Here is a 19043-nt window from a genome sequence, read left to right as displayed (position 1 = left end):
GAGCAGTGCATCGCAGAATGCCCTGCGTGGATGGAGGACTATCCCTTCAAATCCACCGGGTTGGCGATCCAGCCACCACATGGCCGCGGAGGCTTGCATGGACGGACACGCACTGAAGAATGGCATCGGCTTTTTCAAGCGCCTGCTGGGCAACCATGTCGAGGCGATCCATCGCGTTGAAGCGCAGGCACCGCTGGGTGCGCGCATGCTGGTGGTCGACGATTCCCCCACGATCTGCGCCGTGCTGGGCAAGATGCTGCGGCAGGACGGTTACGCCGTGTTGAAAGCCGGCGACGGCAAGGCGGCGATCGAGCTGGCGCGCAGCGAGCAGCCGTCACTGATTTTCCTGGACATCGTGATGCCGGGCATGAACGGCTTCGCGGTGCTGCGTGCGCTGCGCCATGACCCGCTGACACGCGACATCCCGATCGTGATGATCAGCGGCAACCCGCAGGCCACCGAGCAGTTCTACGTGCAGCGTTTCGGCGCCGACGACTTCATGCAGAAACCCTTCGACCGCGACGAGGTGTATCTGCGCATCGGCCAGCTGGTGCAGTCGGGACGATTGCCCGCACGTCAGGATTCGCCACTGGTCGAGCAGCAGCCCGCTGCGCTGGAGGCGGTCGAGTTGACCGCCGAGGACCTGACCGACATTCCGGACATCGCGATGCCGGATGCGGACGTGACCGCCCAGCTGGCCGCGCCGGCAACACCGCCACCGCTGGTCCTGAAGCTGGCCCACGGTATCGGTTGAGCACGGACTGTTCCGCAACGGCCTCGGCCGGTGAAGAAATTCGCTGCCCGCGGTCCGGGATGATCGCAGCTCTCAGCCTTCGTCCGCCTCGCGGTAGATCGGCACGTCGGGATTGCGCCGGAAGGTGAAGATCAGGCTGGTCTCGATGTGCGCCACTTCCGGTCGCGTGGTGAACGCATCCAGCGCGAAATCGCGCAGGTGGTCGCTGTCGGCCACCGCCACGTGCAGCAGGTAATCGTTGGCGCCGGCCACGTGATAGAACGCCAGCACCTCGCGCAGGGTCAGCAGGTAGGCGTGGAAGGCGTCCAGATCCTCGCGCGAGTGGCGCGCCAACCGCACGCTGATCATCGCCTGCAGGCCGATGCCCACCGCCGCCGGGGCAACTTCCGCGTGGTAACCGCTGATCGCGCCGCTTTCGCGTAGCCGGCGCACCCGCTCCAGCGCCGTCGAGGGCGCCACGCCCACCCGTTCGGCCAGTGTCTTGTTGGGCAGCCGCGCGTTCTTCCGCAGCTCGCGCAGTATGGCGAAGTCGATTCGGTCCAGGCGCATGATTCGGGCTTTGGCGAAATTAAATTCGGTGATGGATTTTCAGCATAGCGGATGATTCTAGTATCCGGCCATTCCATCGAATGAGGCTGGACTGATGCCGCGTCTTGAAACACTGGGTGTACATGCCGGTCGCGAGGATTTCGGCGAGCTGGGCGTGCACGCGCCGCCGCTGGACCTGTCCACCACCTATCCGGTGCGCGACCTGGCCGAGGGCACCACCAGCTTCGATGCGCTGGTGGGCGGCGCGGCGACGGCGGCCAATCCGATCTACGCGCGCCTGCACAACCCGACCGTGGCGCGTTTCGAAAACGCGCTGGCGCAGCTGGAAGGCACCACCGATGCCGTCGCGTTCGGCTCCGGCATGGCGGCGATGTCGGCCTGCCTGCTTGCCGCCGGCCAGCGCGGCCGGCATGTGTTGGCGGTGCGCCCGCTTTACGGCACCAACGATCATCTGCTGAATTCGGGCCTGCTCGGCATCGCCACGCGCTGGGTCGAGCCGAAGGACGTGGCCGGCGCGATCAATGCCGACACGGCGCTGGTGATCATCGAGACGCCGGCCAATCCCACGCTGGACCTGATCGACATCGCCGCCGTAGTGAAGGCGGCCGGCTCGGTGCCGGTGCTGGTCGATTCCACCTTTGCCACCCCGGTGCTGCAGCAACCGGCCGCGCTGGGCGCCACGCTGGTATTGCACAGCGCGACCAAGTTCCTCGGCGGCCACGGCGACGTGATCGCCGGTGTGGTCGCCTGCGACGCGGCATGGGCTGCGGCACTGCGCCAGGTGCGGGCCGCCACCGGCGGCCTGCTGCATCCGCTGGGCGCCTACCTGCTGCATCGTGGCCTGCAGACCTTGTCGTTGCGCGTGCTGAAGGCGCAGGACAACGCGCAGAGGCTGGCGAAGTTGCTGGCGGCGCATCCGGTGGTGGCGAAGGTGTGCTACCCCGGCCTCGGCACGGTGGCGAATGCGCATCTGGTCGAGACGCAGATGCATGGCCCGGGCAGCCTGATGGCGTTCGAGATGCATGGTGGTCATGCGGCCGCCAGCGCGGTGATGGCTGCGGTGAGGCTGGCCACGCCGGCGGTCAGTCTGGGCTCGGTCGATACGTTGATCCAGCACCCGGCCGGGTTGACCCATCGCGTCGTCGACGCCGCCACCCAGGCGCAGCACGGCATCACGCCGGGTCTGCTGCGTCTGTCGGTGGGCATCGAGCATGTCGACGACCTGTGGGCCGATCTGCGTCAGGCGCTGGACGCGGCGCGGCTCAGCGCAGCGGCCTGACGATTCCAGCCGCACGCAGGCGGCAACAGTTGGGGAGGGGTATCGCCGATCCTGATCATCGGCGATGGGTCGGGAGGGCCTGGAAAGGCCGGCGTCACAGGGCGCCGGCCTTTTTTCATGCGCTCAGTTCAGCGACTTGAGGCGGTACAGCGCCTCCAGTGCCTCGCGCGGGGTCAGTGCATCCGGATCGATGTCTGCCAGCGCACGCTCGGCGGCCGACGGCTGGGCGGCGGCGAACAAGCCCAACTGCGGCGAGGCTTCGGCTGCGCGCGCCGGTGCACTGACGTGCTGATGCATGCCCCGTTCGAGTTCGGTCAGGGTGCGTTTCGCATCGGCGATCACGGACTTGGGCAAGCCGGCCAATGCCGCCACCTGCAGGCCGAAGCTGCGGTTCGCCGGACCGTCCTTCACCGCGTGCATGAATACCAGTTGCTCGCCCCGCTTCTGATCGTGCAGTTCGACGGCGTCCAGGTGCACGTTGGCGATTGACGGGAATTCGCCGGCCAGTTCGGTCAGCTCGAAATAATGCGTGGCGAACAAGGTGTATGCACGGCAATGGCGGGCCAGATGCACCGCCGCGGCGCGTGCCAGCGACAGGCCGTCGTAGGTGCTGGTGCCGCGGCCGACCTCGTCCATCAGCACCAGGCTGTCGGCGGTGGCGTTGTGCAGGATGTTGGCCGTCTCGCTCATCTCGACCATGAAGGTGGACTGGCCGCGCGACAGGTCGTCGCCGGCGCCGATGCGGGTGAAGATGCGGTCGATCGGGCCGATCACCGCGCGGCTGGCCGGCACGTAGCTGCCGATGTGGGCGAGCAGCACGATCAGCGCGTTCTGGCGCATGTAGGTGCTCTTGCCGCCCATGTTGGGGCCGGTGATCACCAGCATCCGGCGCGCGTCGTCGAGCTTCAAATCGTTCGGCTCGAACGGTTCGTCGCGGACTTTCTCCACCACCGGATGGCGGCCGCGTTCGATGCAGATGCCCGGCTCGTCGGTGAGTTCGGGCGCGCTCCAGTCCAGCGCCTCGGCACGCTCGGCCAGGGTGGCGAGCACGTCGAGCGCGGCGATCGCGCTGGCCGCGGCCTTCAACGGCTCGAGCTTTTCGGTGAGCGTGTCGAGCAGCGCTTCGTACAGTGCGCGCTCGCGCATCAGCGAGCGTTCCTTCGCCGACAGCACCTTGTCCTCGAAGCTCTTCAGCTCCTCGGTGATGTAGCGCTCGGCGTTCTTCGTGGTCTGCCGGCGCGTGTAATGCGTGGGCGCCTTGTCGGACTGTCCCTTGCTGATCTCGATGTAATAGCCGTGCACGCGGTTGTAGCCGACTTTCAGCGTGCTGATGCCGCTGGCGGCCTTCTCGCGCTCCTCCAGTTCGACCAGGTACTGGTCGGCGTGGGTGGACAGGCGGCGCAGTTCGTCGAGTTCGGTGTCGTAGCCGTCGGCGACCACGCCGCCGTCGCGCTGCAGTACCGGCGGCTGTTCGACGATGGCGCGGGCGAGCAGGGCGGCCGTGTCCGCGTGGTCGCCGATGCTTTCGACCAGGGTGTGCAGCAGCGGGCTGAGCTCTTGTCGAAGAGTGCGGCCACGGATGGCCGCTTGTTGATCTTCGCGATCATGGAAGATCGCACGGGTGATGCCCGGCGTGGCAGCCAAACCATCGCGCAGGGTGGACAGGTCGCGCGGTCGCGCCGAGCGCAGCGCCACTCGGGCGAGGATGCGTTCGAGATCGCCGATGCCGCGCAGCTGTTCGCGCAGGGATTCGTGGCGGCGACTGTCGATCAGCATGCCGATCGCCTGATGACGCCGGCGCAGGGCCTGGCGCGAACGCAACGGGCGGGTCAGCCAGCGACGCAGTGCGCGCGCTCCCATCGGCGTCACGGTTTCGTCGAGCACGCCGAGCAGGCTGTGTTCGACGCGACCGCTGGGATGGGTGTCCAGTTCCAGATTGCGCCGGGTGGCGGCATCCAGCGCGATCGTCTCGCTGGCGCTTTCCACTGCCATGCCGGTGAGGTGGGGCAGCGCGCTCTTCTGGGTTTCCTCGACGTAGCCGAGCAGGCAGCCGGCAGCGGCGACCGCCAGCGGCATGCCGTCGACGCCGAAACCGCCCAGGTCGCGCGTGCCGAAGAAGCGATTGAGCTCGCGCTTCGCCGCATCGGCATCGAAATGCCACGGCGGCCGCTTGCGCAGTCCGGGCAGGGCGCTGACCAGTTTCGGCCAGGCCACGTCCTCGCCGACCAGGGTCTCGGCCGGCTGCAGTCGCGCCAGTTCGGCAGCCAGCGCCTCGGCGCTCGGCACTTCGCTGAGCAGGAAGCGGCCGCTGGACAGGTCGACCCAGGCCAGCCCGTAGTCGCCGCGGGTGCCGGCGGCGATCGCCAGCAGCAGGTTGTCGCGGCGATCCTCGAGCAAGGCTGCATCGGTCACCGTGCCTGGCGTGATGATGCGCACCACCTTGCGCTCGACGATGCCCTTGGCCAGCGCCGGATCACCCATCTGCTCGCAGATCGCCACCGATTCGCCCAGCCGCACCAGCCGCGCCAGGTAGTTCTCGGCCGCGTGGTAGGGCACGCCGGCCATCGGGATCGGCGCACCACCGGATTGCCCGCGCTGGGTCAGGGTGATGTCGAGCAGCCGCGCTGCCTTGCGGGCGTCGTCGTAGAACAGCTCATAGAAATCGCCCATGCGGAAAAACAGCAGCACGTCCGGATGCTCGGCCTTGGCCGAAAGGTACTGACGCATGAACGGGGTGTGTTTGGTGAGATCGTCTTGGCTCATGCAATGCAAGTCTTGGCGTGGTCGCGCGGAACGGGTAGAACGGTGCCTCTGCGCGTGGCGCAAAGCGTTCAAGTCCGGGAGTCTCGCATGGAGTTGTTGTCTGTTCCTACCGATGCGGAGTTGCTGGCGCTGGCTGCAGAGGCCGCGGCCGAGGTGCAGCGCTGTCGGCTGATGCTGGTGACGGCGGAATCCTGCAGCGGCGGCTGGATCGCCAAGACGCTGACCGACCTGCCGGGCAGTTCGGCCTGGTATGACGCCGGCGTGGTGACCTACAGCTACGAGGCGAAGGAGGCGCTGCTTGGGGTCAATCCCCGCACGCTGGAGCATGCCGGCGCGGTCAGCGAGGAAACCGTGCTGGAAATGGTCTCCGGCGCACTGGCGCGTTTCGGCGCCGGCGTGGCGGTGGCGGTGACCGGCATCGCCGGGCCTTCCGGAGGCATGCCGGACAAACCGGTGGGCACGGTCTGGATCGGCTGGAAGCGTCGTGGCGGCTACGCCCATGCGCGGCTGTTCCATTTTCCGGGCGACCGCGAGGCGGTGCGCCGACAAACGGTGGCCGCCGCGCTCATCGGCTTGCGCAAAACGCTGACGGAGTGACACGCGATCGGCCGCCAGACCGGCTTGACCAGTGTGGGATACTGGCCGCGTACACGTCGCTCCGCGCCGATGGCGCAGATCGCAGCCCGTGAGATTCGACCCGGGCATCATGCTCCCCATTCACAGCCCAACCGGAATACCTACGATGGATGACAACAAGCGCAAGGCGCTCACCTCCGCCCTCGGCCAGATCGAAAAGCAGTTCGGCAAGGGTGCCGTCATGCGCATGGGCGATCGCGTCAACGAGGCTATCGAGACGATCTCCACCGGCTCGTTGGGGCTGGACATCGCGCTGGGCGTCGGCGGCCTGCCGCGCGGTCGCGTGGTCGAGATCTACGGCCCGGAATCCTCCGGCAAGACCACCATGACCCTGCAGGCGATCGCCAGCTGCCAGCGCGCCGGCGGCACCGCCGCGTTCATCGACGCCGAGCACGCGCTCGACCCGACCTACGCCGAGAAGCTGGGCGTCAAGGTCGACGACCTGCTGGTGTCGCAGCCGGATACCGGCGAGCAGGCGCTGGAGATCGCCGACATGCTGGTGCGCTCCGGCGCGGTCGACATGGTGGTGGTCGACTCGGTCGCCGCGCTGACCCCGAAGGCGGAAATCGAGGGCGAGATGGGCGACTCCCACGTCGGCCTGCACGCCCGCCTGATGAGCCAGGCGCTGCGCAAGCTCACTGCCAACATCAAGAAGTCCGGTTGCCTGGTGATCTTCATCAACCAGATCCGCATGAAGATCGGCGTGATGTTCGGCAGCCCGGAAACCACCACCGGCGGCAACGCGCTGAAGTTCTACGCCTCGGTGCGCCTGGACATCCGCCGCATCGGCGCGGTGAAGAAGGGCGACGAGATCATCGGCTCGGAAACCCGCGTCAAGGTGGTCAAGAACAAGGTGGCGCCACCGTTCCGCCAGACCGAGTTTGAAATCCTCTACGGCGAGGGCACTTCGCGCGAGGGCGAGATCATCGAGCTGGGCGTGGCGCAGAACCTGATCGACAAGTCCGGTGCCTGGTACAGCTACAACGGCGACCGCATCGGCCAGGGCAAGGAGAACGTGCGCCAGTTCCTGCGCGACAACCCGGCGATCGCCAACGAGATCGACAAGCAGCTGCGCGAACGCCTGCTGGTGCCGGTCGGCCGGCCGGTTGCCGCCGCCGCTGAAGAGGCGCTCGAGGAAGCGTGAACCGTGAGGGTTGACGGTCTGTTGCATGCACATGGCCCGGCTTGCCCGGGCCATGTGCGTTTTGGTCCGGTGTCGTTGGCGTATTTGGGCGCGACAATGCAGGTCTTCCCGGTCGTTGCTCCTGAGCGTGTATCCGCAGGGGTGGTGGAGTCGAGGGGCCGCCCTTTGACTTCGCTGCGCTACGCTCAGGGGGAACCGCGGGGGAAATCCGCTCCTATCGGGTGCCCGTATGCATGGCGATGAAGATGAAAAAGCGTCCTGGCCCAAATGACCCGACCAAGCCGAAACGCAGCGCCTACGACAAGGCGCTGGGCCTGCTGGCGCGCCGCGAGCATTCGCGCAAGGAGCTGAAGACCAAGTTGCGCCAGGGTGGCTACGAAGGTGACGAAACCGTCGCTGCGCTGGACCGCCTCGGCGAGCAGCATTACCAGGACGACGACCGTTTCGCCGAGGTGCTGCTGCGCAGCCGGATCGCCCAGGGCTATGGTCCGATGCGCCTGCGCGTGGAGCTGAAAAGCCACGGACTGGCCGATGCGCGCATCCGCGAGCTGATGGATGAAGCCGAGGTCGACTGGGATGCCTCGGCCGCGGCCCAACTGCGTCGCCGCTATGGCGGGGCGGGCACCGCGGACCCCGCCGAACGCGCCCGCCGGGCGCAATTCCTCTTGCGTCGCGGCTTTGCCGCCGCCACAGTACGGAATGTTACCCACGCCGAAGTGGACGACGCCGACGATATTTCCTGACATCCATCGCCCCGCGGCCATGGGTTGACGGAGCGATTGGCCCGATCTCGGCGTGGCCCGTTGCCGCCAGCCATCGCGATCCGCATGAAAACCTCCGAAATCCGTTCCGCCTTCCTCGATTATTTCCGCTCCAAGGACCACACCATCGTGCCGTCCAGCTCGCTGGTGCCGTCCAGCGATCCGACCTTGCTGTTCACCAACTCCGGCATGGTGCAGTTCAAGAACGTGTTCCTGGGCAGCGAAAAACCCGGTTACGTCCGCGCGGCCGACGTGCAGCGCTGCCTGCGCGCCGGCGGCAAGCACAACGACCTGGACGCCGTGGGCTACACCGCGCGCCACCACACCTTCTTCGAGATGCTGGGCAACTGGTCGTTCGGCGACTACTTCAAGCGCGACGCGATCGCCTACGCGTGGGAGCTGCTGACGGAAGTCTTCAAGCTGCCGGCGGACAAGCTGTGGGTCACCGTCTACCACACCGACGACGAGGCCTTCGACATCTGGAACAAGCAGGTCGGCGTGCCGGCCGAACGCATCGTGCGCATCGGCGACAACAAGGGCGCACCGTTCGCCTCGGACAATTTCTGGCAGATGGCCGACACAGGCCCGTGTGGCCCGTGCACCGAGATCTTCTACGACCACGGCGCGGACATCGCCGGGGGCCCGCCCGGCTCGCCGGACGAGGACGGCGACCGCTACATCGAGATCTGGAACCTGGTGTTCATGCAGTTCGACCGCGCGCCCGACGGCACGCTGAGCCCGCTGCCGGCGCCGTGCGTGGACACCGGCATGGGCCTGGAGCGCCTCGCCGCGGTGCTGCAACACGTGCATTCGAACTACGAGATCGACCTGTTCGCGCACCTGATCCGTGTCGCTGGCGAACTGACCGGCACGCAGGACCTGGGCAACAAGTCGCTGCGGGTGATCGCCGACCACATCCGCGCCTGCTCCTTCCTGATCGTCGACGGCGTGCTGCCGTCCAACGAAGGCCGCGGCTACGTGCTGCGTCGGATCATCCGCCGCGCTCTGCGGCACGGCTGGATGCTCGGCGTGCGCGGCGACTTCTTCTGGAAGATGGTGCAGCCGCTGGTCGAGGAAATGGGCGCGGCCTACCCGGAGCTTTCGGCAAGGCAGGCTTTCGTCGAGGATGCGCTGCGCACCGAGGAACAGCGCTTCGGCGAGACGCTGGAGCACGGCATGCGCCTGTTCGACGACATCGCCGGCAAATCCGGCAAGATGATCCCGGGCGTCGATGCGTTCCGTCTTTACGACACCTATGGCTTCCCGGTCGACCTTACCGCCGACATCGCGCGCGAGCGCGGGCTTGAGGTCGACATGGCCGGCTTCGAGCAGGCCATGAACGAACAGCGCGAGCGCGCCCGCGCCGCGGGCAAGTTCGAGGCCAAGGGGCAGATGCCGGCCGAGCTGGCCAGCCAGCTGAAGCCCACCGTGTTCCTCGGCTACGAGGCGCTGCAGGGCAGCGGCAGCAAGGTGCTCGGCATCGTGCGCGGCGGCAAGCAGGTCGACCAGCTGGGTGAGGGCGAGGAGGGCCTCGTCATCCTCGATCGCACGTCGTTCTATGCCGAGTCGGGTGGCCAGGTCGGCGACACCGGCACGCTGTCCAACGCGTCCGGCCGTTTCGACGTCGGCGATACGCTGAAGATGGGCGGCGTGTTCTTCGGCCATGCCGGCACCTGGCATGGCGACCAGCCGCTGCGGACCGGCGACCTGGTCGATGCCTCGGTCGACGCCTCGCGCCGCCAGGCCATCGTGCTCAACCATTCGGCCACCCATTTGCTGCACGCGGCCCTGCGCCAGGTGCTGGGCACCCACGTCACGCAGAAGGGCTCGCTGGTGGCGCCGGAGCGGCTGCGCTTCGACTTCTCGCATCACAAGCCGATGAACCACGACGAGCTGGCCCGGGTCGAGGCCCTGGTGAACGCCGAGGTGCGCCGCAACGCGGCGGCCGAAGTGCACAACATGGGCTACGACCAGGCGATCGAGTTCGGCGCGATGGCGCTGTTCGGCGAGAAGTACGGCGATGAAGTGCGCGTGCTGAAGATGGGCGATTTCTCCACCGAGCTGTGCGGCGGCACGCACGTCGGTCGTACCGGCGACATCGGCCTGTTCAAGGTGGTCAGCGAGGCGGGCGTGGCTTCCGGCGTGCGCCGCATCGAGGCGGTCACTGGGGCCGGCGCGCTGGCCTACATCGCCGACGAAGAGCGTCGTCTGGCCGAATTCTCGCAGCTGCTTTCCAGCAGCGGCGACGATGCGGTGGAAAAACTGCGCCAGCTGTTCGATCGCCAGAAGAAACTTGAACGCGAACTGGAATCCCTGCGCAGCAAGGCCGCCGGCTCGGCGACCGCCGACCTGGCCGGTTCGGCCACGGATGTCGATGGAATCAAGGTGGTCGCGGCCCGACTGGAGGGCCTCGACGCCAAGTCGCTGCGCGACAGCGTGGACCAGCTCAAGCAGCAGCTGGGCGACTGCGTGATCCTGCTGGCCGGCGCGGCAGACGGCCGGGTCTCGCTGATCGCGGGAGTCCACGGCAAGGCCTTGGCCCGGATCAAGGCGGGCGACGTGGTGGCACACGTGGCGAAACAGATCGACGGCAAGGGCGGCGGCAGGCCCGACATGGCCCAGGGCGGCGGCACGGATGCGCCGGAGCTGCCGACGATCCTGTCGGCCTTGCCGGAGTGGATCTCGGGGCATTGATCCCTACCAGCTTTTGCGTGTGCCATTCGTCACGACCCTGGCAGATTGCACAGGGGAATCGTGCTCAGTTACTATCGAAACAGTGTCGACGCGGTCGGAAACGCTCGTGTCGCCAGTCAGGACGCCAAGGAGTGTTTTGGCTGTGAGCCGGGAAGGCGGGGTAGGGCCTTCGACGGATCATTCGTCGAACTGCGGAAAGACGGACGCTCAGGGGTGAGGCAACGTCGATCTGCAGGCCTGTGACCAACAGCTTTTATGGAGTAGCAAAATCATGTTGATTCTGACCCGCAGGGTCGGTGAGACCCTGATGATCGGCGACGAGGTGACCGTCACCGTTCTTGGTGTGAAAGGCAATCAGGTACGCATCGGCATCAACGCACCGAAGAATGTGGCGGTGCATCGCGAAGAGATCTATCAGCGCATCAAGGGCGAAAGCGAGCCCGGCAGTGGCCCCGACGAGTCCGTCGAACACTGATCGAGTGAATTAAGCCTTTACCTCGACCGCGCCGGTCAGTATCCTTGCCGGCTCCGCAGCAATGCGGAACAAAGACCCCGGAGAGATGCCCGAGTGGCCGAAGGGGCTCCCCTGCTAAGGGAGTATCGGGCTAAACACCTGATCGAGGGTTCGAATCCCTCTCTCTCCGCCAGATACGCAACTAAGCCCCTGAAAAAAGGGGCTTTTTTGTATCCGCAGTTCATCCGTCCCGCTTTGCGTCCCGACGCGATATTCTGCTTGTAAACGGACGTCTACGGACGAGAAACGGGGCGGGGCGCTCGCCTTTCGCCTTCGCGATCTAGGCTCCGGGGTAGGCGGGGGTAAGGGTTGGCCAGCGCGCGGCCCTCCTGCACACGCCTGCATGGTCGGAGGCACTTTCCGGTCGTCGCGCGCCCACCGCGTCGCGCTCAGTGGCTGGGGCGATAGATCGGCCAGCCTTGTGCAACGCGCGGCCTGTAGCGGGCCAGGAGCATGGTCTAGGAAGCTGACCCGGTCGTCGGTTCCGCCTGACGTCCGTTGTCGGCTTGCGCCTGACTCCCGTCAGTTTGTATCCAGACTTACGGGGCAGCTTCATTGTGCCCTCGCCAGGAGGCGGCTAACGTCGGCCTGTCGCGCGCTGACGTGTAGGGGAAGCCCGCATTGCAATGTCTTGGATTGATCTGCTGGCGGTGCAGGTGAATGATGAGGCTGCCCACCAGCGGGCGAGAATGGGGATCAGGCAATGGCAGACAAGAAAGGGCCTCCAGACTACCGCAGTGCGAAGACTGGTCGATTTGTTCCCGAGAGCTTCGCGAAGAGCCACAAGGCGACCACTGAAAAAGAACACAACCGGCCGCCGCCGAAGCCGTCATCACCATCTAAGAAAAAGTAGCGGTAGTTGAGCCCCCCGTGCATGCGGGGGCTTTTTCTTCGCAACGGTTGCAGTCGCAGTCCATGCGACTCGTCCCTGAGAACCTTGCTCTGAGATTTGCACCCCTGGGCGTTCTGAGGCAGGCTTCGCGTTGAAGCCGAATTGACTGGATGGTCGGCTGCCATAAAAGGGGGAATCCATGATTGTTCGTTCTTACGGCTTCTCGGTGGAAGCCGGTCACGGCCATGTCTCAGTTGCCGACGTTTTTTCGCTCATGGCTAGCCAAAATGGCCAACCCGACACAAGCAAATCTAACGAACGTCGTTTCTATCTTGACGACCAGAGCGACCCGGATTTCGTTCGTGGATTAGTCGTTACGGTTAAGGATCAGAAGGCGTTTTGCGAGCTCGTGAAGGATGATGACGGCGGTTTCGTTATCAGTGTAAAAAATCTTGAAGGCGAAAATAAATTGATGGAATTCAATTTTTTCGTCGTAAATAAGGATAATGGTTTAGGTATTTACCAACATTATTTTCATTCTTGCTCAACATTTACCTTTGGCGATTACCTTAAAAAAAGATACTTCACGCTATCGCATATGCTGACCGAACAGGAGTTGGAGGGGGCTAAAGAAGCTGGTGAGCTGACTCAAAAGAGGGAGAAGGCAATCCGCGCTAAATATCGTGCTCCCATGTCATTCGCGTTATTGGTGCATAACGAAAATCTGGCTGATATCCTCGCAGGATTTAAGCAAATAAAGGGATTTGAGTACGAACTCGCAGCTATTGAACCGGACGCGAAAAATGGTGTTCCAATTTCGCCCTATGTAAGGCGAAAGAAAGAAAAGGTCGTCTTTAAGACGGATACGGCTGTCGGCGTTTTGGCCAAGGCAATCCAGGGAACAGTGGATATGCTTAACCCCAAATCGGGCCGCGTTTCGGTCGTTGATGAAATTGATGATGAAGATGTGCCGCTTTCAGTAAAAATTGCAAACATCCCTGAACACTTTGGTGAACAAGAATATGACGCCGTAGCAGGTAAACTTGATCAACTGGATGTGACGACGTTCTCGGAACACCAAGTGGTTAACGAACTAATTGCTGCGTGCAAGGATACGTATAAGCATATTTTCATGAAGAAGGTAAAATAGCTGTCATGAAGAAGGGTGCCTTTATCATTGCTTTGATATCGTTGGCGGCAGCATATGCCGTTTACGCGAGCGCGCACCTGTATTATTGCGGACTAATTGACATTAATCACCCATATTGCTCCGCCTTCGATGGATTCACGACATTTTATGGTGATAAGTTGCGGGGCAGTCTGTTTGCAGGGTTTTTGACGCTTGGTGGATTCTTGTTGTCACTTAAAACCTTCATTGTGGTCAACATGAAAAAGGAGGTTTTTGAGTCTCCCGTCTACAAAAAGGAATGGGATGATCAAAAGAAGCTCGACACCAACAACAAAATGGGTAAGCGGTACACCCCTCTTCGCTATCTGAGCGGAGTGCTTTATGCGGCGATACTGGCATGCCTATCGACAGCAGTGCTTCAACTTACTGTCGGCCTTGTGCACAGTTTTCTGGCTGCACTTGTCTGTCTATGGGCAGTGTCTGTTTCGTTGCTGCTCTTGGCTTGGGCACTGTGGCTTATTCGAGCGAACTTGGTGCGCATGTTTGACTATCTGGATAGCCAGGACGACGAGGACAGGCAGAACACGCCGCCAAAGTAGTCGAGCGCCACCTGCACCGACATTCACGGTGCACATGGCGGCTCACTCGATGGTGCCGCCCACGTTAACCAATGGATTGATCCAACGCGCGATCACGCCAAAAAACTTCACGCGCGTCTCTATTTCCACCGCCTAGCATCCTCGATGCGCAGCGGGTGCGAGAACGGTTCGGCGGACGGACGACGCTCTGCCGGCAGCAGTAGACCGTGACGCTTGAGGTAGGCGTGCTGCGACTCGAATACGGGCGGGTTGTCGGGATCGCCGCACCAAGCTGGAATCCCGTAGTGATGCGCTGGCGCGTAGGCGAGCACTTCATGGAGCGGCTTGCCGTCGCCGCGCAGCTTGCGTCGCGTCTCGATCATGCGCGGTGCGAGTACGGTACGCGACCAGCGCCCTAGCTGCGTAGGGTCGAGGCGCGGTGCATCGTACCGCCACCACATCGCCGGGCGCGTGCCTGGCTTGGTCTTGATCCAATCCGGGAGGATGCCGGCGCGGTGATCCTCCCACAGCAACCGCATGACGTCGTAGCTCTCCGCGTCCAGCGCGGTGAAGGGATTGGCGTCTGCCGGCGGCAATGCGTCGGTAAGGATTGCCCAGTGCGTCGGGTCGATGGTTTCGCGGCGGGTGCGAGTGCGAAGGCGGCGTGTGGTCGGCATCGGTCAACGCCCTGCCGGGCGACCGGGGCGGTCGTGAAGCGGTTCAACGTCGAGGTTGAGCGCCCGTAGCGCGGCGAGCATTTGGGCGCGGGCATCGCGCTCGGCGGGCAGGAGTGGATGCGGCTTACGTTGATCGAAGCGGTCGCGGACGGTCATGCCGTCGTGCTGGATCGCCTCTTGCGCGGCGCGCATTCGGTCGAAGGCTTCAAGGCCGGTTTGCAGCAGCAAAAGCCCTGCGTCGTCGTCAATTCCGTACTCAGATGCCAGCCGTTTCCACCATGCTTTCGCCTCGGTGGACAGCCCTTTTGGCGGGGATTTTGCTGTAGCCATAGCCTGATTTTTTGTGAGGCAACCTTTGTTTCACATCAAAATGATGGGGATGGCGTATTCCGGCGCATGCGCGGGGAACATTGACCACGCCCCCCGGTCGGCTGCGATCAGTGCAGCTTCTTCAACGATGCTGGGTCGTGGACGAACGCGCGGAAGCGCATGGCGTTGAGCGACTTATTGGAGTCCGCAAACACCAAGTCCGTCATGACGTACACCTCCAGCATCGGCACACCTTTGACGTCGATGACTTCGGCGGAGAACGGCACAAGGTCGGCATCGGTGACCTGCTTCAAGTAAGCGATCTGTTCCTTGACGTTGTTCCACGCGCGCGGAAAGTTACGTTCCGCTTCGTTCAAGTCAGTCATCATCATGAGTGCGCTCCTTTCTCCAATTCCTTGATGCGCTGGTTGAGTGCCTTCATGTGCTTGAGCATGAGCGCGATGAATTGCATCAAGTCGCCGCGCGTAGCCGGCGCATCACGCTCGGCCTTGGTCATGGCGGCATACTGCTCGTCGAGGATGGTCATCAGTAATCGACCCCAGTGAGCACCGCGACGCCGCCGACGCGCTGATTCTCGAAATTGCAGCGGATCACAGCCTTCATGGCCGTGGTGCCGGTCTGGAAGAGGCTCACCATCGTTGCTGGAGACGTCGGCGTGTCGGCCATAGCAAGCGAGGTCTGATCGGACTGGCTGATCTCGATGCTGTCCATGGCGAGCGCGATACCGGACGCGTCCACCAGGGCGAGCATCCCACCGGCTGTATCACGCGGACTATGGCGGCTCACCAGCAACGGGATGCCGAGCACGGAGCCGCCGCGCGGGCCAGCGTCGGGAAACAAGAACGATCCGTTAGCACCACGCACCATTGCGAGCGCGGTAGCCGTCGATGGGTCTGTAATCAAATAGCTGGTGGACAGGTCGCCCGCGAACGCAGCGACCAGCGCCTTGAGATCGGCGGCGGCATCACTGCTGGCGGCGATGATCGGAGCGCCGTGCGTGACCGAAGCCGGCATGGTGTCGCTGCCCGCGTTGCTAGGGTCGAGAAACGCTTGATCAATAGCACCGGCACACCCGGTTTCCAAGTCGGCCTGTAACCCAGCTTCGACAGCGGGACTTTCCGCACGCATGCCTTCGTCAGTGACCGCGATCAGCGCCACGACCTTTTTGGCTTTCAACGTGCTGCCGGCAAGTACGGCCTTGAGCATCGGTGCGGGTGCGGCTTCGCCTACCCAAAAACCAATGGCGCCATTCGTACGCGCCAGCATGCGTCGATTGAAGGCGACGGGGCGAGTGCCGAGCAAGCCGCCGAGTACGCTGCGCTCACGCACGGCATTCAGATATTCAGTGGCTTCTGGCGTGCCAATGTCGCCAGATGTTAGCGCAGCCACAGCAGCCTTGGAGATGGCGAGGCCTTCAGCGCCCCAGCGGGCAGCAGCGAAGCTATTGGCTAGTTCAGGCGAAGCGCCGCCACCGATCTGCGTGCAGAGGCTGCGGATATAGAAACGGCCACGCGGGCCAGTGGAGAACGACATGGGGGAAATCCTCGTGCGAGTAGGTACGCGTCGAGCATGCGCCAGTCGTTTGGACGTCTATGGTGATCTATGGTCAACGATGGTCATCAAATCGGTGCTGCTAGAACTTTTTTTCAATCCTTTGATCGACAGACCATGCCGCCAGCACATTCAGATCGTAGGAATACTGTGAACGATTGACGGGAATGCGCTCAGCGCGCGGGCCGTCGCCTGAGGTCCGCCATCCGTTAAATGTTTTCGGTTTCATGCCCAACAAATTCGCTGCCGTGCGGGGGTCAACTCGATTTGCTTCCACTCGATAGCCCAAACGTTCGCAGTCGCGGGTGAAGGATTCGATGCGGTCGGTTATCCGCGCAGCGCGATCCGCATCGTCGTCGTGGTCACACCGGCAGCAGGGGCAGTTATGTATCGGCATCAGCTCTTCTCCTATTTCTCCGGCCCGCTACGCGGCGACCGGGTAGTTACCGCAGCCCCGAACTACCGGCGAGCCGCGCGAGGCGCTCCTACAAGCTCCTGCATGGTCTCGGTGCTGCCGGGGCGAGTCGGCCGCGAAACTGCCGGGGCGATTTATCAACTCGACAGGGGGGCCGACGATACCGACGCTAAAAACCTACTCCTTACCCTCTATCTCTCTATTCCCTATCTTTTTTTCCTTATCCGGGGAAATAGAAAGTAATCGTCGGTATCGTCGGCAACGCAGCTATACCAAGGCTTAGAACCGTCGGCAGTATCGTCGGCATATCGTCGGTTTGATCGTCGGTGGCAGCGTGATACCCATCTGCCGGCAAATGCGACTTCGTTGCTTGTGCAGCCCCGGGGGCGGTGACCGTCGGTAGACCGACGATCAAACCGACGATATGCCGACGATAAAAACGCATGCAGCTGGCATCAAAATCCATTGGGTACATCGCGGGGATCGGGGGGCGGAGGCAAAAGCTCTTTTCCAAGTTCATTGAGCTCTATTCCACGCCAGCAACGATCGCTACCTTTGTAGCCGCGCTTGATGCCATCACCGTGCATAGCCTGCAGTTCTTGGATCAGTTTATTGGAGGCAATGACCGTCATTTCTCGCTTCTGCCGCCACACGTTGTAGGCATACGTAAAATCTTCTGGCTTGGCGCTATTCGCTGACGGAAACACGCAGTAGTCCTTCACAAACTCGGCAAGCGGGTTTCCGGTTTCGTACCAATCCTTGCGAGCCTGCTCGGAGCTTTCCGGCTCATCGAACCGGCCCCGCTCACGCAGACGCTGATAGCCTTCAATCGACCACAGGGCGATGCCAGGAAGTTCATCAGTCAACTTGTCCAGCAGTTGGTGATCTTCGTTATCAAAAAACGATTTGCCCAACTGGAGGATCAGGAAGCGCGAGCTGATGGCATCCGAGCTGTCTGCAAATTGCGGCAGCGTATTCGTCAGCATCATTACCCGGACGCCTAGCTGATCGGTGATCGGCTCCTTGCCTTTTCGATCCACCATGACCGGGTCATTGCCCACAATGCGCAGCAGGTTTTCGACAACCGCCATCGTGTCCTTTTTACTCGACAGCTTGGCATCGCTGACCAGCAGCAGTCGCTTGTTGATGGAGTCTTGAAGCCCGAACCGATCCCCAATGGCATTGATCGCTGGGCTAGACACCATCGACTTACCCAACAACAGCTTCAGCACTCCGCCGATGGTGCCCTTACCTGCGCGCTTCGGCCCGACGATGAGCAGCGCCTTTTGCGCCCATGTGTCGCCGCTAAGCACGTAGCCAAACCACTCTTGTAGCACGGCGATTTCGTCGGCCTTTTTGCCGAACAACTCTTCAAGGAACTGGAGCCAGCGTTCAGGGTTCGGGGCATCCGGGGCATAGCGCCAGTCCGCGCCGTTCGGCACGAACATATGCAAGGTCGGCTTCGCAGCCCCCGTCATCATGTCCACGATCTCGCCGCGACACACCATCTGTCCCTGCCCATCGACTTCGTGCCAATTCCCGTCCGGCTCGCGCACGCAAGGCACCGTCAGATCTGACGGGATCGTCTCGTTGTTCTCAATTTGAAAATAGATTTTGCTGACGTTCGGCTGCGACGTCACAAAAGGATGAATCTCGCCTTCCGCATCGACCTGCCGGCAGAGCAGGAGGCGCTTGAACAAGACGCTTTCCACATCCTTCTTGCTCACCAGCACCCAGCGTTGGTTCTTGTAGCGGTACCAATCTTCTCGGTAGTAGATCAGCAGTCGAACCCTGTCCTTCGTGAAGAACCGATCCAGCACGATGGTCGCCGCGCCGAACGGATTGGTATTCAGCGACGGCAGCACCGGGTTGCGCTCGTCGTCCTCTTCTATGCGTTGCTGCTGGCCTTCCATGAACCGGCGCACTTCTTCCGCGATTCGCGGATCAGCCGCTGGCATTGCTGGGGTTTCAGTTTGTTCTTCACCGCCACCGCCAGAAGCACCGCTCTTTTTCTTACGCTGCTGCGCACGATGCTCTTTGTGCAGCCGTTTACGCTTCGCGTCGGCCTTCGCGCGGCGTTCCGTTTCACTCATCCCAGCTTCTTCTTCAGCGAGCAGGTGCAGCGCCTCTTCCCGCATCTCTGGCGTCAGGTCAGGCGACGATGCGCCCTCCAGATCAGGCTTGCGTTTGCGACTCACGCGCGGCTGCCCGACTTCACGCGAGACTTCTCAAGCACGCGCTCGCAGGAATCGGCATGGATCAAAGTGCGGGTGCCGAGCTTGCTGACTTCCAGCTCGCCGGACTTGATAAGTTCGTAGATGGTGGAGCGGCCTACGCCGAGACGGCGCGCTGCGTCCAGCGGGGAGTACGCCAGCGGTGCAGGGGTCTTGTCGTCTTTCATGTCGCGTTCCTCTTTCGAGATTGGACGCGACGGAAA

Annotated in this window: 20 protein-coding genes and 1 tRNA gene; 10 read left to right on the top strand and 11 right to left on the bottom strand. The window is 62.9% G+C overall.

Annotated elements, in window-relative coordinates; genetic code table 11:
* Positions 1-97 precede the first annotated feature (97 nt).
* Positions 98-754 carry a PleD family two-component system response regulator gene (locus I6J77_RS11270; protein ID WP_056716726.1) on the top strand — a complete coding sequence of 219 codons (657 nt, stop codon included), beginning with the start codon at positions 98-100 and terminating at the stop codon, positions 752-754.
* A gap of 72 nt (positions 755-826) precedes the next feature.
* Here the strand turns inward: I6J77_RS11270 and I6J77_RS11265 are convergent, their stop codons facing one another.
* Entirely contained in the window at positions 827-1303 is a 477-nt protein-coding gene (locus I6J77_RS11265; protein WP_204109057.1) for an Lrp/AsnC family transcriptional regulator, read from the bottom strand.
* Positions 1304-1397: 94 nt separating this feature from the next.
* Between I6J77_RS11265 and I6J77_RS11260 the strand changes: the two genes are divergently transcribed.
* Positions 1398-2582 carry a PLP-dependent aspartate aminotransferase family protein gene (locus I6J77_RS11260; RefSeq protein WP_204109056.1) on the top strand — a complete coding sequence of 395 codons (1185 nt, stop codon included), beginning with the start codon at positions 1398-1400 and terminating at the stop codon, positions 2580-2582.
* 123 nt (positions 2583-2705) lie between these two features.
* On the opposite strand, the gene mutS is transcribed toward I6J77_RS11260, so the two are convergent.
* Positions 2706-5345 carry a DNA mismatch repair protein MutS gene (gene mutS, locus I6J77_RS11255; protein WP_204109055.1) on the bottom strand — a complete coding sequence of 880 codons (2640 nt, stop codon included), beginning with the start codon at positions 5343-5345 and terminating at the stop codon, positions 2706-2708.
* An 87-nt stretch (positions 5346-5432) separates the two neighbouring features.
* On the opposite strand from mutS, the gene I6J77_RS11250 reads away from it, so the two are divergent.
* From I6J77_RS11250 to I6J77_RS11215, 8 genes are all read left to right on the top strand, one after another.
* Positions 5433-5942, top strand: coding sequence for a CinA family protein (locus tag I6J77_RS11250; RefSeq protein WP_082542815.1), 510 nt, complete (start codon positions 5433-5435; stop codon positions 5940-5942).
* Positions 5943-6087: 145 nt separating this feature from the next.
* Positions 6088-7125 carry a recombinase RecA gene (recA, locus tag I6J77_RS11245; RefSeq protein ID WP_204109054.1) on the top strand — a complete coding sequence of 346 codons (1038 nt, stop codon included), beginning with the start codon at positions 6088-6090 and terminating at the stop codon, positions 7123-7125.
* 239 nt (positions 7126-7364) lie between these two features.
* A complete protein-coding gene (locus I6J77_RS11240; protein WP_204109053.1) occupies positions 7365-7868 on the top strand; it encodes a regulatory protein RecX in 504 nt (167 codons plus the stop codon).
* Positions 7869-7952: 84 nt separating this feature from the next.
* On the top strand, positions 7953-10580 hold the full coding sequence (gene alaS / locus I6J77_RS11235; protein WP_204109052.1) for an alanine--tRNA ligase: 2628 nt from the start codon (positions 7953-7955) through the stop codon (positions 10578-10580).
* Between the two features lie 271 nt (positions 10581-10851).
* A complete protein-coding gene (gene csrA / locus I6J77_RS11230; RefSeq protein WP_056716714.1) occupies positions 10852-11055 on the top strand; it encodes a carbon storage regulator CsrA in 204 nt (67 codons plus the stop codon).
* A 79-nt stretch (positions 11056-11134) separates the two neighbouring features.
* A tRNA-Ser gene (locus I6J77_RS11225) sits at positions 11135-11227 on the top strand.
* Positions 11228-12125: 898 nt separating this feature from the next.
* A complete protein-coding gene (locus I6J77_RS11220) occupies positions 12126-13076 on the top strand; it encodes a hypothetical protein (protein ID WP_204109051.1) in 951 nt (316 codons plus the stop codon).
* Positions 13077-13081: 5 nt separating this feature from the next.
* Positions 13082-13654 (top strand): hypothetical protein, encoded by a 573-nt coding sequence (locus tag I6J77_RS11215; RefSeq protein ID WP_204109050.1) that lies wholly within the window; start codon positions 13082-13084, stop codon positions 13652-13654.
* A gap of 119 nt (positions 13655-13773) precedes the next feature.
* Here the strand turns inward: I6J77_RS11215 and I6J77_RS11210 are convergent, their stop codons facing one another.
* From I6J77_RS11210 to I6J77_RS11170, 9 genes are all read right to left on the bottom strand, one after another.
* Positions 13774-14310: a hypothetical protein gene (locus tag I6J77_RS11210; protein WP_204109049.1), complete on the bottom strand. Its 537-nt coding sequence runs from the start codon at positions 14308-14310 to the stop codon at positions 13774-13776.
* Positions 14311-14313: 3 nt separating this feature from the next.
* A complete protein-coding gene (locus tag I6J77_RS11205) occupies positions 14314-14640 on the bottom strand; it encodes a P27 family phage terminase small subunit (RefSeq protein ID WP_204109048.1) in 327 nt (108 codons plus the stop codon).
* 107 nt (positions 14641-14747) lie between these two features.
* Positions 14748-15011: a hypothetical protein gene (locus I6J77_RS11200; RefSeq protein WP_204109047.1), complete on the bottom strand. Its 264-nt coding sequence runs from the start codon at positions 15009-15011 to the stop codon at positions 14748-14750.
* Positions 15008-15166 (bottom strand): hypothetical protein, encoded by a 159-nt coding sequence (locus I6J77_RS11195; RefSeq protein ID WP_204109046.1) that lies wholly within the window; start codon positions 15164-15166, stop codon positions 15008-15010. Before I6J77_RS11195 ends, I6J77_RS11200 begins: the two co-directional genes overlap by 4 nt.
* Positions 15166-16173: a phage major capsid protein gene (locus tag I6J77_RS11190; protein WP_204109045.1), complete on the bottom strand. Its 1008-nt coding sequence runs from the start codon at positions 16171-16173 to the stop codon at positions 15166-15168. Before I6J77_RS11190 ends, I6J77_RS11195 begins: the two co-directional genes overlap by 1 nt.
* 100 nt (positions 16174-16273) lie before the next feature.
* Positions 16274-16588: a hypothetical protein gene (locus tag I6J77_RS11185; protein ID WP_204109044.1), complete on the bottom strand. Its 315-nt coding sequence runs from the start codon at positions 16586-16588 to the stop codon at positions 16274-16276.
* 238 nt (positions 16589-16826) lie between these two features.
* A complete protein-coding gene (locus tag I6J77_RS11180; RefSeq protein WP_204109043.1) occupies positions 16827-17072 on the bottom strand; it encodes a hypothetical protein in 246 nt (81 codons plus the stop codon).
* The gene (locus I6J77_RS11175) at positions 17062-18804 is read right to left on the bottom strand and encodes a phage/plasmid primase, P4 family (protein WP_204109042.1); all 1743 of its coding nucleotides are present in this window, start codon (positions 18802-18804) and stop codon (positions 17062-17064) included. Before I6J77_RS11175 ends, I6J77_RS11180 begins: the two co-directional genes overlap by 11 nt.
* Positions 18801-19007, bottom strand: a complete 207-nt coding sequence (locus I6J77_RS11170; RefSeq protein WP_204109041.1) for a helix-turn-helix domain-containing protein — start codon at positions 19005-19007, stop codon at positions 18801-18803. The genes I6J77_RS11175 and I6J77_RS11170 overlap by 4 nt, the downstream gene beginning before the upstream one ends.
* Positions 19008-19043 lie beyond the last annotated feature (36 nt).

The organism is Rhodanobacter sp. FDAARGOS 1247 (assembly GCF_016889805.1).
Taxonomy (GTDB): Bacteria; Pseudomonadota; Gammaproteobacteria; order Xanthomonadales; family Rhodanobacteraceae; genus Rhodanobacter.
Note: the sequence above shows the minus strand (reverse complement) of the source record. Positions and strands in the feature narration are given on the sequence as shown.

What these genes read in the sequence shown, in the direction of transcription:
- I6J77_RS11270 (WP_056716726.1), top strand. Translation starts at nt 98, where the DNA reads ATGGACGGACACGCACTGAAGAATGGCATCGGCTTTTTCAAGCGCCTG.
- I6J77_RS11265 (WP_204109057.1), bottom strand. Translation starts at nt 1,303, where the DNA reads ATGCGCCTGGACCGAATCGACTTCGCCATACTGCGCGAGCTGCGGAAG.
- I6J77_RS11260 (WP_204109056.1), top strand. Translation starts at nt 1,398, where the DNA reads ATGCCGCGTCTTGAAACACTGGGTGTACATGCCGGTCGCGAGGATTTC.
- mutS (WP_204109055.1), bottom strand. Translation starts at nt 5,345, where the DNA reads ATGAGCCAAGACGATCTCACCAAACACACCCCGTTCATGCGTCAGTAC.
- I6J77_RS11250 (WP_082542815.1), top strand. Translation starts at nt 5,433, where the DNA reads ATGGAGTTGTTGTCTGTTCCTACCGATGCGGAGTTGCTGGCGCTGGCT.
- recA (WP_204109054.1), top strand. Translation starts at nt 6,088, where the DNA reads ATGGATGACAACAAGCGCAAGGCGCTCACCTCCGCCCTCGGCCAGATC.
- I6J77_RS11240 (WP_204109053.1), top strand. Translation starts at nt 7,365, where the DNA reads ATGAAGATGAAAAAGCGTCCTGGCCCAAATGACCCGACCAAGCCGAAA.
- alaS (WP_204109052.1), top strand. Translation starts at nt 7,953, where the DNA reads ATGAAAACCTCCGAAATCCGTTCCGCCTTCCTCGATTATTTCCGCTCC.
- csrA (WP_056716714.1), top strand. Translation starts at nt 10,852, where the DNA reads ATGTTGATTCTGACCCGCAGGGTCGGTGAGACCCTGATGATCGGCGAC.
- I6J77_RS11220 (WP_204109051.1), top strand. Translation starts at nt 12,126, where the DNA reads ATGATTGTTCGTTCTTACGGCTTCTCGGTGGAAGCCGGTCACGGCCAT.
- I6J77_RS11215 (WP_204109050.1), top strand. Translation starts at nt 13,082, where the DNA reads ATGAAGAAGGGTGCCTTTATCATTGCTTTGATATCGTTGGCGGCAGCA.
- I6J77_RS11210 (WP_204109049.1), bottom strand. Translation starts at nt 14,310, where the DNA reads ATGCCGACCACACGCCGCCTTCGCACTCGCACCCGCCGCGAAACCATC.
- I6J77_RS11205 (WP_204109048.1), bottom strand. Translation starts at nt 14,640, where the DNA reads ATGGCTACAGCAAAATCCCCGCCAAAAGGGCTGTCCACCGAGGCGAAA.
- I6J77_RS11200 (WP_204109047.1), bottom strand. Translation starts at nt 15,011, where the DNA reads ATGATGATGACTGACTTGAACGAAGCGGAACGTAACTTTCCGCGCGCG.
- I6J77_RS11195 (WP_204109046.1), bottom strand. Translation starts at nt 15,166, where the DNA reads ATGACCATCCTCGACGAGCAGTATGCCGCCATGACCAAGGCCGAGCGT.
- I6J77_RS11190 (WP_204109045.1), bottom strand. Translation starts at nt 16,173, where the DNA reads ATGTCGTTCTCCACTGGCCCGCGTGGCCGTTTCTATATCCGCAGCCTC.
- I6J77_RS11185 (WP_204109044.1), bottom strand. Translation starts at nt 16,588, where the DNA reads ATGCCGATACATAACTGCCCCTGCTGCCGGTGTGACCACGACGACGAT.
- I6J77_RS11180 (WP_204109043.1), bottom strand. Translation starts at nt 17,072, where the DNA reads ATGGATTTTGATGCCAGCTGCATGCGTTTTTATCGTCGGCATATCGTC.
- I6J77_RS11170 (WP_204109041.1), bottom strand. Translation starts at nt 19,007, where the DNA reads ATGAAAGACGACAAGACCCCTGCACCGCTGGCGTACTCCCCGCTGGAC.